Here is a 15,161-nt window from a genome sequence, read left to right on the forward strand (position 1 = left end):
GCTATCTAAATCGTCATTAGTTAAAATCTCATCATTGTTTATTGGTTCATCAGATACGTCTAAATCAATATCCTCTAAACCTTCATCTGAAGGCTGATCAAACCCTTGCTGCATAAAAATATCGAGTTCATCATCGCCATCGGTGTTTTCATCATCAAAAATGATGTCATCACTTAATAGACTTTCAAGTTCGTCTTGGTCGAGTAAATTCTCGCCACCAGAAAAATCATCTAAGCCGTCGTCTAAATCATCATCAGGCAACATATCATTTTCAAGACTATCATCTAGTTGAACACTTAAATCATCTAGAGGATCGGGGACAATTGGATCGTCATTTAAGCTTGAGCCTAAATCGTCATCACCAGTATAAGTTGGGGTTTGCGGTAAAAAGTCATCGTCGTTTTGTGACTCGTCTTGCTTATTTGCTCGTTTTCGTAAAAACATAACAACAGCAAAAATAATCAGTAGCCCAGGAATAAACATTAACAAGCCCAGCACTATGGGGTTTGAAAATAATGAGCCAAAATCAAATGATTCTTTTGGTATTATCTCTTGTTTTTTTTGTTCAGCAATAATCTCATTTTGTTTACCAATCAGTTCTTTTAACTGATTTTGAATTTCGCTGTCTTGTCCTAACTGTAAACGTAAATTTTCAAGCTCTTTTGAAATTCCTGATAATTGTTTTTTTAGATTATTATTTTCAACTAAAATTTCTTCTACATTACTAACAGAATTTTTAAACTGTTGTTGTAACTCAACCAGCTTGGTACCTTGCTCTGTTTTTATTTCATGTAATTCTTTCTGTATTTCTTTTTTAGCATCATCTACGTCAATTTTACGTGCTTGAGTTACTTTGGTTTGCGCTGAGTTAATTTCACTTTGTGTAAGCGTGCCATTTTTTTTCTTTTCCCATAACGCATCATCTTGCTCAGAACGTTGCTTTGCAAGCTGCGTATTTACACCTTTAATTTCGGCTAAGGTAGGAATTTTTAAATAGGCACCATTTTGAATATGGTTAAGGTTTTGTTCTAAAAAGGAGCTAGGGTTTTTGTTATACAAGGCCTGCATAACTTGGTAAATGCTGACGGAGTTATCTGGGCGTACTTTGGCCGCTATTCGCCAAAGCGTGTCTGTAGGTTTAATTGGCCCAATAGATCGCCCTTGCGCACCATAGTCAACGCCCTTAGGTCCCTTTAATTGGGTACTGTCTTGAGAGTAAACTGGCGTTACTATCAATGCAGACGCTAATATAACAAGTGTAACTAAACCGCGCATGCTGATCCTTTAGTATTTAAATATTGTTAGTTATTGCTGTTATCAGCCAAATGACTGACTCGCATTTATTATTACAATCTATTTTTTATTGCAAGCTCTATTCCAATTACAAACTATAAACCAGTTAGGGCTTAATATCCATCGCAACACCTTGAAAATAAATGCCTTAAAACATCTTTATAAATATTAATTTATTGAGTGTTATCAATCAGTTTTTGTATTTTAAAATTAAACGGCAAAAAATTGACAACCTATATAAACAAAAAGCGGCAAACAAATACTGTTTACCGCTTTTAAAGTCTGTTCTGCGCTATTAACTATTACATGTAATTAGCAATAAGCTCTTCTGCAATTTGTATGCTGTTAGTTGCAGCACCTTTACGGGTGTTATCACTTACAACCCACATGTTTAATCCATGAGGATGAGAAATATCAGCACGTAAGCGGCCGATATACACGGTGTCGTTACCACTTGCATCAGACACGGCTGTTGGGTAATCACCTTCGTCATCAATTAGTTCAACACCAGGTGCGTCTTTTAAAAGTTGCTTAACGTGTTCAAAATCATAAGGCATGCGCGTTTCAATATTAATTGATTCTGAGTGACCAAAAAATACCGGAACACGTACACATGTAGGATTTACTGCAATGGTGGTATCACCCAAAATTTTATGAGTTTCATTTACCATTTTCATTTCTTCGCGTGTATAGCCATTATCTTCAAAGCTATCAATTTGAGGAATAACGTTAAATGCAATTTGTTTTGGAAATACTTTATGATCTACAGGGCGTGCATTCATTAAATTAGCTGTTTGCTTTGCAAGCTCATCAACTGCCTCTTTACCTGCACCCGATACAGCTTGGTAAGTAGATACATTTATACGGTCTATTCCGTACGCATCATAAATTGGCTTAAGTGCTAACATCATCTGAATAGTTGAACAGTTAGGGTTAGCAATAATATTACGGTTTCTAAAATCAGCTAGGCTTGAAGCGTTAACTTCAGGCACGACTAAAGGAATTTCGAAGTCATTTCTAAAGTGCGATGTATTATCGATTACAATACATCCGGCATCAGCGGCAATCGGTGCGTACTTTTCTGACACACTGCCACCTGCAGAGAAAAAGCCAATATGCGCTTGGCTAAAATCAAAGCCTTCAACGTCAAGTACTTCAATAGTCTCACCACAAAACTTTATGTCTTCACCTGCACTTCGGCTGCTCGCAAGTAAAAAAAGCTGATCTACAGGGAACTTACGATCTGCTAGCGTTTCAATGATTTGACGGCCTACTAAACCAGTAGCGCCAAGTACGACAACGTTATATTTTTGCGACATATTTTATCCTCTATAAACGACATTAAAACAACATCGTTAGTTAAATAATTATTCAGCTATGCTAAAGCCAAGTTGACTGAGTGCAGCCAGTTGTGGGCTATCACCTTGTAGCGATAAGGTGCTAAATTCTCGCCTTACCGGATAGTTTTTACGTAAACTATCAAAGCCCTCACCTTCTAAATGACGAAGTAAAATTCCATCATCGCGGCGTACGTCATAAATTAAATGCACCAAACGAGCAATATCTTGCTCATTAAGGCTTTGCGTAACAGTTGCATTTGTAATTGCAGGTACTGGTAAAAAATCATCCAACGATTTACTCACCTCTACACTTTTGAGTTCACACAGCTTTTGATACAACATTTGTGTACCTCGTGCTTTTCCCTCAAGTGTATGCCCTGCAATATGTACACTAGCGTAACGAACATGCTCTAATAATTCAGTTAAAATATTGGGCTCTTTTTCCCATACATCAAGCACTAAATCGAGATCAGCCCCAGCTTCCATGACCTCAAGCAATGCTTGATTATCAATTACATCACCTCGGCTTGCATTAATTAGCGTGAGTCCTGGCTTAAGTGCTTTTAATCGCTCTTTATTCATCATGTGCAGCGTTTTGTGCTCGCCACTTTTAATAAGTGGAACATGAAAAGTAACAACATCTGATTGCGCTAATAACTCATCAAGCGCTACATGCTCTTGTAGTAAGCCCTGTTCGTGCTTAATTGGATCGCACAGCAGTACGTCGACATTTAATGCTTTTAATTTTTGCGACAAACATGTGCCAATGTTACCCATTCCTACAATACCAATTGTTTGACCACACAATGGACGCGCATTTTCTTGGCTTAATGCAAATAAGCTACTAATGACATATTCAGCTACAGCAATGGCATTACAACCAGGTGCACTGGTAAAAGCAATATTTCTATCATGCAGTAATTGTGTATCAACATGGTCAATACCTATTGTGGCAGTGCCTACAAAGCTCAACTTGTTAGCTTGTGCTAATAGTTCATGATTAACATTAGTCACTGAACGAGTAAGGAGTACATCTACATCAACTAATTTTTCAGGTGTTAATTTACGACCATCAAAACGCTCAACCTCACCAAAGTCTGCAAAGTACTGCTCAACTAAAGGCATATTTTGATCGGCAAGAATTTTCATTACAGAGTCCGTTTGGCAATTAAGAGGCGCCATTGTAGCGAACAACCTAGCCTTTACACAAACTAAAAAGGCGCATTTTAGTTAATACAAACATTCAAAAATGGGGATGTGGATTGTTTTAAATCAGCAATTAAAATTAGGGATTTAAATTAGAGATTTAAACTATGCCGATAATAATTTTACTATTGAATATAGTAAGGCCGAATCACAGGATGATTCGGCCTTTAATATAGGAAATAAACTTAAATTGCAGGTATTTTATTTACTTCACTTTAGTTTATAGCTCAAAATCTTTTTTGAATTTCAAACCAAATTCACTGCGGTCATTACTGCGCATTACACCAACAAAACCTGATTGTTGTAGGCGACCAACATCGTAAACTTCGTTTAGAACGTTTTCACCATACAGTGTAACTTCCATATCGCCATATGGATTAGTGTACGAAATATTAAAACCAACTAGTTCACGAGAATCAATAGTCTCACTTTGGTTGTAAACTGATTGACCTTGCATTTCACTGCGATACGAATAGTTAGCATTAAACGCAAGTGTTGCGCCACTATCTAAATCCATAAAGTAAGAAGGTGCAACCATGACAGTCCAGCGTGGTGTAAGTGCAGGTGAATCGCCTTTACCTATGCCTTGTACGCCCTCAGCCACTTCTGTTATTTCAGAATCTAAATAACCCACTGCACTGCGAATAGTAAAGTCATCAGTAATAGCAACGGTTGTTTCAAGCTCAATACCTTGCGCTTTAGACTGACCCGCATTTTCTACAATTGTTACAAAGCCACCACCCGCAGTTGGATCTGAAAACGGTAATGCTAAATCGGTGTAATCAGTCACAAATACCGCAAGCATCATAGATACATTTTCGTGTACTTGGCCTTTTAAGCCCATTTCGTAGTTAATCGCTTTTGTTTCGTCAAACGATACAAATTGATCTGGTCCACCAAATGGACGCGGTGGAAAACCACCTGTTTGATAGCCTTTTTGAATCTGGCCATACACATTCATATTATTGCTAAGCTGATAAGATGCATTTACATCCCACGTAACCGCATCAAAATCTGCACTTACATATTTACGAGTTGGAAATGATGGGAATATAGCATTTGCATCTTTCTTATCTTTTGAATAACGAAGACCACCACCAACCGTTAAATCGTCAGTTAAATCGTAGCTGGCATTTATATATGCTGCATACGAATTAGTTTCTTGGTTAATTTCAAATTCGCCGTAACCGCCAAATGATTCTGTTACACCATCATTCAACAAGCCATTAGGTGTATTAAATGGGCTAAATACAAACGGGCCTGAACGTGTAAAACCATCTTCATTAAAAAAGTAAAGACCAGATACAAAGTCCATATTATCGAATGTTGCATTTAGCTGAACTTCAAATGAGTATTGGTCAGCACCGCCCTCCTCTGGGAACTCAGACAAGTTTAAAGGAGATGCATCATCATCAAGACCACCTTCGTATTCAGATGTACGGTAGCTTGAAATAAACTTAGTAGTATAAGTGTCATTAATTGCCCAGTCGGCTGAAAACGATGTGCCCCAACCTGAATAAGAAGTAGATTCAATACCAGCAACAGTCGTACCTAAATCATCAGGATCTGATGGTATTAAATCTTGAGTCAATAATGGGAAGTCACCATTAAAAACATCGTTTGCATCTAGCGGGTCAGTTAATTCAATAGTATAAGGCGATTGACCCGATTCGTTATCAACACCATCTAAAGAAAAAGTGAATGCTAAGTCGGTATTTGCTTGCCATTTAAGTGCAACACGGCCGCTAAATTCTTCTTCTTCACCAATTTCTTTTTCTGGGTTTGCTAAATTAACAGCTTCGCCCACACCATCACGTGTTTTATAAGATGCACTTGCAGACATACTTACATAATCTGTTAGTGAGTTATTAAAATAAACATCGCCAGCAATACGTCCACGACTACCCAACTTTGCTGTAGTAGTAACAATACCTTCATCACCAGGCTGCTTTGTAATTACATTTACAGCACCACCTAATGTATTACGACCATATAAAGTACCTTGGGGGCCGCGAAGTACTTCAACACGCTCAACATTAGGTAATGATAAGTTAGAGCCCATTTGACGGCCTAAATACACACCGTCAAGATAAACACCTACACCAGGATCGGTAGTGATAATATGATCTTGTAAACCTATACCACGAATAAATACTGACGCATGCGCAGAGTTACCCACCCCATAGCGGGTAATATTTAAGTTTGGAACATATTTACCAATATCTTCGAGGTTACTCATATTGGCTTTATCAATTAGATTTGCACCAATTGAAGTGATAGCGGTTGGAGATTCAAATAGGCTCTCTGTGCGTTTACGAGCAGTTACTTCTATTTTTTCAAACGCGTCTTGTTTAGCTGTTGTTTTAGTTTCTTCGGCGTTTACAGAGGTAGTGAGCGCAGCAAAAATTGCTAAGCTTAATTGTGAGAGGTTACGTAATTTCAAAATGTTCTCCAAAGGATACCGTGTGATTTTAGTTATGCTTTTATATTGATAATATAAATTTTAGGCATAAAAAAAGACGCTAAATAGCATCTTTCCTCTGGACAGGTATTATATGACAGAATTGTGAATAAATGTATAAAATAATTTAAATAATGGCATGAAGAATAAAAATAATTTAAGAATTATTAGATTTAAGTGAATTATCATAAATCAACAACATTGATATCAACCTCACTAAAAAATTGTTTTAAAACAAAAAATCGTATAAATGCAATTTTAAAAAGTACATAAAACATACTTTACATATGTACTTTAGTGTATAAAAAAAGAGCTGTAACGCATTCTCTTATCATTGAAATTAACTAAAAATAAGAATATAGTACCAAAATGTAGTCTATGGATAGAATATTATGAATATTGAAAATACAGCAGATAAAAGCCCAAAATGCTTCACCAACTCAAATTACACCTCACTTTTTTGTGTTGCAGCTGACTTCAACGTCCTACTCGTTAATTATCAAGCTTTAAACGTCATTACAAATTATGAACTTATAAATCAGTTTATGCTAAAAAACGGTCATCAAGGACTCGTTATTTTTGACGTACCCAAAGATGGAGATGTACTCGCATTAAAGGAATGGCCTAATTTAAAAGGGTTGTTTTATGAAGGTACTGACGAGGTACTATTTCAACAGGGGTTAGAAGCCATTGAACAAGGAAAACTATGGTTCCCTCGTGCAGTAACCGATGGTTGGATGAGGCAAATGCTAGCGAGTGAACAACAAACTACACTACAATCCAACAACTTAACCTGCAAAGAAATGAAAGTATTAAACTTATTATTTTCTGGCTTACATTCAAGTGCAATTGCAGACACTTTATTTATAAGTGAAGCTACTGTTCGTGTACATTTACACAAAGTTTATCAAAAAATTGCAGTGAAAAATAAGCAACAAGCGTTGCTTTGGTGCCAAAAAAACTTAAATAAGGTTAATAGTTAAGCGGACTTATTTGGAACCTTATGATATCTGAATACTCACCAGCAGCTTGCCTTTCAAAATCGTCTAATTGAATTTTTAAAGGTAATAAATAAACGGTTTGTCCTGAATATGAGAACTTATGTTTTGATACGTTATTTAATTCAAGCCAACTTCCTGCCAGGTCAAGACTGTAATTAATTGCATATTTATCTTTATAGAGACTATGTATTAATTTGCCATTATTATCTGAACTCACTGATAATTGAATATCTGAATTAGTAACTACTTGTAAGCTCGGCAACATAGTATATTCCTTACCTGGAATTAGCTCCCCCAAATTAATCGTATTTGAAAATGTATTATACCCAAGTACAGAAAGACTTGTTCTAGGGGCTATACTTTCCTCAATGTTATATTCACGTTCATCTAATAACTTATTGCCTTGATCGTATAATTTCATTTGGAGTCTATCTGTATACATGCCTGATTTGATTGGCGTGCCAGATGGTATAAGTAATGTCAATGTCGTCGAAGACTCTATAAAGTTTAACCTTAAGCTTGATGTGCTAATTAACTGACTTTGCGTACTTTTTATCTGATATGGAACACTCTGGAATTGCCCTTGTAATTGCGTCTGGTTTTCACTTGTCAACACCATATGTAATTGACAGCTCTCATCATTAATAACGCTTACACGTAACTCTTTCTTAGCATCTACTTGCTGCAACGCATGGTAGCTTTCAAAATCATCAAAAATATGCTCAACTTTATCGAATCTAGCTGCGCATTGCGCATGAATTAAAGGCGTAAAAATAAATAGTGCTAAACCACCCAATAATAAACTTACTTTTTTATTGTACATAAATAGCTCCTTTGCGCTGTAATTGTTCACCTTCAGATACTTCAATCGTAAAATGTGACTTTTCTGCATTCTTAAGTGTAATTTCATAATTACAGGCGGTTAAACCTGTTAATGCAAACCGTCCTTTTTTATTCGTAAAAAATGTATGCTCTTTCTTACTATTATCTAAACAAATAGCCGTTCCAACCTGTAACGATAGTGGCTTTTTTTGTTGATCATATATCGTCGCAATCACTGATATATTTGCTGCAGTCCCTATTGTAATTGCATGGCCCGTTCGATAAGGTGAATAAAGAGTAATAATACCAGAGCCTATATCATACCCTGGCGCTAAGTTATCAATATCGACTGCAACGTTGGTTGAGGCGTATGAACTTATATCGTTTAATAAAATAGTTTCGAAGTATTCATTATCTGCCCTATATTTATCTTCATATTGCCCCAATATAACTTTTTTTCCTTTAAGGCTAGAGTGAGGTTTTACTAAAGCGAAGCTATCGTATATGGGTTTCCCAACAGCCCAACTCTTATCTGCAAATGCTATACTTGACGCCAAGCTTAATCGGCTCTGATGGTAAGCTGAGTCCTCATTAAATTGCTCGTAAAAACTCCCATGATCAAAGTTCATAACAAAACGATTCGCGTTATATTGAGTGTTTAAATCAAAAACAGCTTCATTTTGATCATTTTTTTCAAGCCCTGCTCTTATATTCAAAGCTCCAACATAGCGCTGATTACTATCTTGAGAGAATTCTAAGCGTGTTTTGTCACGCCTAGATTGATGAGATAATTTAGCACGTCGAGTATTAGAAAACTTATAAGTGACAGACAATCCTACATCCCATTGACTTTCTTCAGCGAGATCCTCCCACTGCCCACCTAAACTATATCTCCATTGGCTATTATCGATCTCACCAGAAAAATTAACCCCAATTGATTTATCAAATTGAGTTTCATCATATGACCTTGATAAGCTAGTAAAAAAAGATGTTTGCGTATTTTCTCCCCAAAAAAAACTATAATTAGCCTGAATATAATGCTCTCTTAAGCGAGAACTAGATTGAGAATCAGGCCGATAACCAAGGCCTGTAAAATATCTTGATGAGTATTCATAACCCACCGTAATGTCGGTGTTATTATGACTATTATTTCTATAGTTACTATAAACAATACGATAAGCATGACCTGTTTTTTCATTGAAACTTATCGCATTTTCAAACGCAATTTGTCCAATTTTAGCTGCATAAATGTTTTTAAAACCAACCTGCTGAGAATACTCATCACCTTGAGCTGTAGCGCCTACTGTCCAGCTAGGTGTAATGCCATAATCGAGATAAAAGCTGGCTAGTGGCTCGTCGTAATCATAATCTAGCTCACTACCTAAGCGTGAAGGAACGCCTAAATGAAACTCATATTCAAGTTGCCCTTGAGCAAAAAGATCTAAACCTGTCGTTACATCAAAATCAACAAAACGCACAATGCCTGCTATATCAGTGATCCTCAAAGTAATATTATTGCTTCCTTCATTAAGGGGAATATCATCAAGAGAATATATACCTGCGGCTAAATTAAGTTTTTGAACTACCCGCTCGCCAACGAGTACCTCTACAGAGGATGGACTCTCTAAGGTAAAACTACGTGAAGCGCTGGGCCTGATAGGTCTGTCAGAAACTAGCGAAAAATCATGTGAAAGCGACAAACCTAGTACCCGTGCTGTTGATTGAAAATAACTACCTGAACTATAATTATCACCAATTGATATCCGAAGCCCACTAAGCGGTAGGTCATGTATTATACGAGTACCTAAGCGCCTAATATTTGATGACGTAGGCGCTACTTCAGATAAATACTCTACTTCGTTTTCTAGAACCCACCCTTCCCAGCTCACTACCATTTCAGAGCGAATAGCTAAAAGTTCATCAGTCGTATTCTCACCCTTATCTTGTTGATACAAGTAACTTGAGTAAGCATTAACAAATCCACTTAGTTTAGCGGGTTCCGACGCTGTTAAGCTCCTTGAATCTGATTTTAAACTTAGTTGTTGAGGACGAGTCAGCGAGAGGGGCACTGACATAGCTAAGCTGAAATCACTCATATCAAATGCAATATTACACCCAAATGACTCTAATGCTTTTTCATTGATGATATCGTTAATAACTTTAGACTCTAAAGAGTCAAAATCTTCTGAAAATAAAAGTCGTTCGAATGAAGCTTTAATTTCACTCCATTTAAGTGATAAATTATCATTCGGGTCAACCGCAAGTGTTAACTTGCCAATAGCATTTTTATTAAGTTCTGCTTCAACGCTGAGTTCGATGGTTCGTTTAGATGGATTAATTTTGGAATAAGATAATTGAGTAAAGCTCAATAAAAATATGCATAATAAAACTCGCATAACTAGCGAGCCAGCACTAAACGTAAATGATTTAAACTTCCTTTCTGTAAAGATTGCGGAATAGGGACTTTTATGACACTGGTGCTATTAGGAGCAAAAAAAACATCGTATCCGTTTGCTTTCAATTGATCTTTTAAAATTCGATCGCTTAGAGTTTTATTTTTAATAATTTTTATTTCATAATCACTTAATCGGCCAGCCCCTTTTCCTTCATTTAATACTTTAGTGATAATAAAGCCATCCTCAACATGAGGTTCTTTTATAGTAAGTTTAGGAACTAATCTAGGCTGATCCAAATGAACAATCAAATTTACATTTAACAGCATCGTAAGTTGTGATTGTTTATTTATAGACTGGTTTCTAATGGGCTGCTCAATCAAACTAACTTGATAGCTTTTATCTGTACTAGGAAGTTTTTTATCTAACCATCTAAATTGCAACTGTTGGCTTTGCCCAGGTTGTAAAAATAACGATGGAGGAAAAACCCATAATGGTGAGTCATCTAAAGAAATTAATTTAGGCGTGCCTTGAGAAAAGTCAATTTCGTAAATTTGGATATCAAAAGCAATGTCTCTTGGTAATTGATTATGAACCAAGCTAGAGGCGTTACTTGAACGACTATCAGGAGAGAAAGTGACCACCATCGGCGTTACTTCTACAGCAAAAGCAGGTGTAATTACAATTACATATATAAAAAAGTAACTGCATATCCGCAACATTAAAAATTGACCTCTAGATCACTGCTTGCTGCATTAAATTTTGTTGGAATTTTTATTGAGACCTCACGGCTAGATTTTGGTAATAAAATTTTTCCAGTCAATGCTTTACTCAATTCAGCACCTTCTAATAATAGCTCTTGATCATCGCTTTTAATAAGCCACTGTGCCTGCGATAAGCGAATATATTTATTGCCTGTATTTTCTAGCAAAACACTCCATATTCCTGTATCAGCTTGACGTTTATCTTTAACAAATAACTTAGCCACTGCACCTTTAGGGATTACATTAAATAGAGTCCTGAAGCTAACTGACATGCCTATACCTGACTGCCCCGTTTTCTCTAAATCAACAGACACCTGCTCAATAGCTATTCGATATGCTTTTGAGCTTTCTAACATTGGCTCACCAATATATCTAACAATTACCGATTGACTTTCCCCGGGAGGAATAATTGTGGTCATAGGAATAATTAAAAAGTCTTCTTCATTGGCTTTTAATACTTCATCGCCTTGAGTATTAATTGACAAATCAAAAGCAGATATTTCGATAGTTAAAGGGCTGTCTGAAGGGTTTGATATGCGAATGGTTTGTTGTGATTGGCTACCTGATGATTCAAGCTCAGCAACCATTGGTTTAACTTGAAAAGCTTCTGTAGAATATGAAATTAATAACACTGTAATTATAAATATATAACGCATATAAAGTCCCTCTTAATAAATTAAAAGGCAGTAGCTACTGCCTTTTATATACTAATTAGTTAGCTGTAATTGCCAACATAAGCGTATCTGCGTAAGTACCTGCATAAACGGGTGCTTGTGTTACAGTTAGTAAAATATTCCCAGCAACACCACCTGCTGCCAGCGTTGGCGAACCAGGCTGACTTTGCGATTCAGACTGATCGTTTTGGCCATTCTCAGCTGAAAGCGTAAAATCAAATGTCCCTGCCGTTAATTTTGCTGTATAGCCAACACCACGATCTTCATGGTCAGCATTTTGCAAGTGCCCTTCAGATGTCGTTAATGACATTGTTGCACCGTCAACATCATTACACTGCAAATCAAAGCCTACATTTTTAGTTGCACCATTTGATAATGTTTGAAAGAATTGTGTAGTGTTAATGTTGCTCACCCCACAAACCGATGACACTGCACCACCTACATTTAGATTTTCAGCAAATGCTGCGCCAGATGTTAGAGTTGCGATTGCTGATAACACGATTAACTTTTTCATTTTAATATTCCTTATCCATGTGACATATTTGTTTATATTTAATAGTTAGTGTTTTACCAAACTCCACCAGATACAACCGATGGTGTCATTTCTATGCGAAGCACATCCTGGTAACTTCCGGCATAAATTAAAGGCTCATCTAGTTTTAGTTGTAATTTAGCTACGCTGTTAAATAGAATCTCATCAACATCAAAATTGTACATAGATTTGAGCTCAAGTGCCGTTGCAGAAACGTCGCTTGAACCCCCCTCTATTGACCAATTAAGGTTATAAGCATTTATTTGAGTACTTTGCTGATGGCGCAGGCCACCGTTTTCAGATTGCATTGATACTCGCATAGGTGAATTACAATTAATCACTAGCTTTGTACTCGCGAGGCCATCTGAAGAAAACTGAAGGTTGTTATTTTGAGTAGTAAAGCCGCACACTGGTGAGATATGACCTACCAGAGTTAAACTTACTTCATCGTTACTGTATGCATTCATTGCAAAGCAACATAATAAAAACCAAGTTAGCTTCTTCATCAGCGCCATTTCCTTTGAACAACCTCGCTAAGACAGGAGTAATCCTATGATAAAAACACCGTTTAGAAAGTTTCTATTTGCTTATATCTAGCTTTACTTATTGATAATTTCGACTAAGAAGATATATAAAAATATAAACATTACATTTAAATAGCTTATATAAAATATATAGAGTTAAATATTAACGACTCTGTAAAGCAGTAAATTTAATGCTTACGGCTTATGAACCAGTTCAAAAAGTTATAAACAAAAACCAATGAGGGTTACTACTCGCATATTTCTACACCTAAACCAAAGACTAAACATTTTTAAACACAAATGTTCATACCTAATTTATAAAAAACAACAGAATAATATTGATTAAAATTAAACAAAAATTTAAAAACATTCTATTTATTAGATAAATACATGTTATGGACTTATAATAATAAAGAAATCAACATATAAGTAACAAATAGGAACAACATATGAAAAAGCTATCAGTAGCAGTAGCAATATGTGCAGCTTTGGCATCTAGCTATGCTAGTGCTGAAGTAAGAATTAATGGTTTTGCATCAATTATCGGTGGTAAAAGTCTGGATAGTGACAGTACTTTGTACGGTTACGATGATGATTTTACATTTAAAAATGAAAGCGTTTTTGCATTACAGTTATCTGCAGACCTACAAGAGAAGCTTACTGCAACAGCTCAAATTGTAGCTCGAGGCGAAAACGACTTCGATGCAGAGTTTGAATGGGCGTATATTACATACGAATTTTCAGATGAACTGCAGCTTAGTGCGGGTAAAATGCGCGCTCCATTTTACAAATACTCTGACTTTTTAGATGTAGGCTATGCATATCGTTGGGTACGTCCGCCAAAATCAGTATACGGTATCCCATTTTCAACTTACGAAGGTCTTAGTTTAGTTTACAGCTCACAATTAGGTGATTGGGATTCTACGCTTCAAGGTTTTTATGGTGCATTCGATGGTGATATTGATGTATTCGGTACAGAGTTACCGGCTGAACTAAATAACTTTGGCGGCGTAAACTGGAACCTATCTTATGACTGGTTTAGTGCTCGTGTAGCATATATGGTTGCGGATACGAGTATCTCATCAGAGGATAGCGGCCTTTTAGGGCTTGCTGGTGCATTATCAGATAATGGCTTAACTGATACGGCGAATGATCTTATCACTGATGAAGATAAAACAACCTTCGTTGGCGTTGGTTTTTCTATTGATTATGAAAACTTTTTGTTTGATGCCGAATACACACAATTTGAGGTTGAAGACAGTATACTACCAAAACAGTCACAGTATTATGCATCCGTTGGTTATCGTATTGACAGTGTAATTGTTCATTTTACTTATGAAGATAATGATGACAAGCATGACTCATCACGTTTCAATACTATTGAGTCAATACCAAGCTTAAATTCGGCTGTGAATGGTGCTCTTGATGGGCTTCGTGCACAAAGTAATGTATATACAATTGGTACACGTTATGATTTCCACCCTTCAGCTGCATTCAAAATCGACTTTAGTCGTTTTGAGGATGATGTAACTGATACAGAAACTGATGTTGTAGCTGTTGGCATAGACTTGGTATTTTAATTGGAGCTTATGATGAAAAAATTAATTTTAGTTAGTACACTTTCATTGTGTTCAATTAATGTATTCGCAGAAGTTGCAGTGATTATTAATCCAAGCAACGTTAGCTCTGTAGATGCTGACACAATAAAAAAGATTTATTTGGGAAAAAGTAAGTCATTTAGTAATGGCGATAAAGTTAACCCAGTAAATCAAGATGGCACTTCGGTGACTGATGAATTTAACGATAAAGTAGTCGGTAAGTCTAGTAGTCAGTTAAACGCATATTGGTCTAAACTGATATTTACAGGTAAAGGTACACCTCCTGAAAAGCTTGCATCTGACCAGGCTGTTATTGATTTTGTTGCTGCTAATAACAACGCGATTGGCTATATTGATAGTTCGAAAGTTAGTGATAAAGTAAAAGTAATTGCTACCTTTTAACAGTTAAATAGATATAAAAAAACCACCCTTGGGTTAACACCATTCAGTTAAGCATGTTTTGACTTAATGGTGTACCGAGTTTTTGAAATTCGAACGGTCCTACTTTTGGGCCGTTTTCTTTTTTCTGGAAGAATATAACGTTTCACTCGTT

The 15,161-nt window shown here is 36.3% G+C and carries 12 protein-coding genes and 1 pseudogene; 3 read left to right on the plus strand and 10 right to left on the minus strand.

All coding sequences use genetic code 11. The annotated features are described in order from the left end of the window. Window positions 1-921: 921 nt before the first annotated feature. The 4 genes and pseudogenes from I6F49_RS20615 to I6F49_RS04260 all read right to left on the minus strand — a co-directional run. Window positions 922-1,275, minus strand: a pseudogene (locus tag I6F49_RS20615) (FimV/HubP family polar landmark protein); the annotation flags it as partial. Between the two features lie 320 nt (window positions 1,276-1,595). Beyond that, window positions 1,596-2,612 (minus strand): aspartate-semialdehyde dehydrogenase, encoded by a 1,017-nt coding sequence (locus I6F49_RS04250; RefSeq protein ID WP_197178621.1) that lies wholly within the window; start codon window positions 2,610-2,612, stop codon window positions 1,596-1,598. 48 nt (window positions 2,613-2,660) lie between these two features. After that, entirely contained in the window at window positions 2,661-3,782 is a 1,122-nt protein-coding gene (locus I6F49_RS04255; RefSeq protein WP_197178623.1) for a 4-phosphoerythronate dehydrogenase, read from the minus strand. 277 nt (window positions 3,783-4,059) lie between these two features. Further along, the gene (locus tag I6F49_RS04260) at window positions 4,060-6,282 is read right to left on the minus strand and encodes a TonB-dependent receptor (protein ID WP_197178625.1); all 2,223 of its coding nucleotides are present in this window, start codon (window positions 6,280-6,282) and stop codon (window positions 4,060-4,062) included. Window positions 6,283-6,692: 410 nt separating this feature from the next. Here I6F49_RS04260 and I6F49_RS04265 point away from each other — a divergent pair, with 410 nt between their 5' ends. Next, a complete protein-coding gene (locus tag I6F49_RS04265; RefSeq protein WP_197178627.1) occupies window positions 6,693-7,283 on the plus strand; it encodes a LuxR C-terminal-related transcriptional regulator in 591 nt (196 codons plus the stop codon). Here the strand turns inward: I6F49_RS04265 and I6F49_RS04270 are convergent. From I6F49_RS04270 to I6F49_RS04295, 6 genes are read right to left on the minus strand one after another with little or no spacing between them, the layout of a single operon-like run. Continuing rightward, window positions 7,273-8,124 carry a hypothetical protein gene (locus I6F49_RS04270; RefSeq protein WP_197178628.1) on the minus strand — a complete coding sequence of 284 codons (852 nt, stop codon included), beginning with the start codon at window positions 8,122-8,124 and terminating at the stop codon, window positions 7,273-7,275. The two genes, I6F49_RS04265 and I6F49_RS04270, sit on opposite strands and share 11 nt — an antisense overlap. After that, entirely contained in the window at window positions 8,114-10,492 is a 2,379-nt protein-coding gene (locus I6F49_RS04275) for a fimbrial biogenesis outer membrane usher protein (protein WP_231615028.1), read from the minus strand. Before I6F49_RS04275 ends, I6F49_RS04270 begins: the two co-directional genes overlap by 11 nt. Before the next feature lie 29 nt (window positions 10,493-10,521). Beyond that, window positions 10,522-11,238, minus strand: coding sequence for a hypothetical protein (locus I6F49_RS04280; RefSeq protein ID WP_197178632.1), 717 nt, complete (start codon window positions 11,236-11,238; stop codon window positions 10,522-10,524). Further along, window positions 11,238-11,936 carry a fimbria/pilus periplasmic chaperone gene (locus tag I6F49_RS04285; RefSeq protein ID WP_197178633.1) on the minus strand — a complete coding sequence of 233 codons (699 nt, stop codon included), beginning with the start codon at window positions 11,934-11,936 and terminating at the stop codon, window positions 11,238-11,240. The genes I6F49_RS04280 and I6F49_RS04285 overlap by 1 nt, the downstream gene beginning before the upstream one ends. A 55-nt stretch (window positions 11,937-11,991) precedes the next feature. After that, complete coding sequence (locus I6F49_RS04290) at window positions 11,992-12,468, minus strand: hypothetical protein (protein ID WP_024597953.1); 477 nt, start codon at window positions 12,466-12,468, stop codon at window positions 11,992-11,994. Between the two features lie 53 nt (window positions 12,469-12,521). Continuing rightward, window positions 12,522-12,992, minus strand: a complete 471-nt coding sequence (locus tag I6F49_RS04295) for a hypothetical protein (RefSeq protein ID WP_197178634.1) — start codon at window positions 12,990-12,992, stop codon at window positions 12,522-12,524. A gap of 467 nt (window positions 12,993-13,459) precedes the next feature. On the opposite strand from I6F49_RS04295, the gene I6F49_RS04300 reads away from it, so the two are divergent. Then, the gene (locus tag I6F49_RS04300; RefSeq protein ID WP_197178635.1) at window positions 13,460-14,590 is read left to right on the plus strand and encodes a porin; all 1,131 of its coding nucleotides are present in this window, start codon (window positions 13,460-13,462) and stop codon (window positions 14,588-14,590) included. A 12-nt stretch (window positions 14,591-14,602) separates the two neighbouring features. Further along, complete coding sequence (locus I6F49_RS04305; protein ID WP_197178639.1) at window positions 14,603-15,010, plus strand: phosphate ABC transporter substrate-binding protein; 408 nt, start codon at window positions 14,603-14,605, stop codon at window positions 15,008-15,010. Window positions 15,011-15,161: the final 151 nt, after the last annotated feature.

Source organism: Pseudoalteromonas sp. SWN166, assembly GCF_015864485.1.
Taxonomy (GTDB): Bacteria; Pseudomonadota; Gammaproteobacteria; order Enterobacterales; family Alteromonadaceae; genus Pseudoalteromonas.

Bases quoted from the DNA above. Each gene is read 5' to 3' on its own strand.
- I6F49_RS04270 (WP_197178628.1), bottom strand. From the start codon at position 8,124: ATGTACAATAAAAAAGTAAGTTTATTATTGGGTGGTTTAGCACTATTT.
- I6F49_RS04250 (WP_197178621.1), bottom strand. From the start codon at position 2,612: ATGTCGCAAAAATATAACGTTGTCGTACTTGGCGCTACTGGTTTAGTA.
- I6F49_RS04255 (WP_197178623.1), bottom strand. From the start codon at position 3,782: ATGAAAATTCTTGCCGATCAAAATATGCCTTTAGTTGAGCAGTACTTT.
- I6F49_RS04290 (WP_024597953.1), bottom strand. From the start codon at position 12,468: ATGAAAAAGTTAATCGTGTTATCAGCAATCGCAACTCTAACATCTGGC.
- I6F49_RS04305 (WP_197178639.1), top strand. From the start codon at position 14,603: ATGAAAAAATTAATTTTAGTTAGTACACTTTCATTGTGTTCAATTAAT.
- I6F49_RS04280 (WP_197178632.1), bottom strand. From the start codon at position 11,238: ATGTTGCGGATATGCAGTTACTTTTTTATATATGTAATTGTAATTACA.
- I6F49_RS04265 (WP_197178627.1), top strand. From the start codon at position 6,693: ATGAATATTGAAAATACAGCAGATAAAAGCCCAAAATGCTTCACCAAC.
- I6F49_RS04300 (WP_197178635.1), top strand. From the start codon at position 13,460: ATGAAAAAGCTATCAGTAGCAGTAGCAATATGTGCAGCTTTGGCATCT.
- I6F49_RS04295 (WP_197178634.1), bottom strand. From the start codon at position 12,992: ATGAAGAAGCTAACTTGGTTTTTATTATGTTGCTTTGCAATGAATGCA.
- I6F49_RS04285 (WP_197178633.1), bottom strand. From the start codon at position 11,936: ATGCGTTATATATTTATAATTACAGTGTTATTAATTTCATATTCTACA.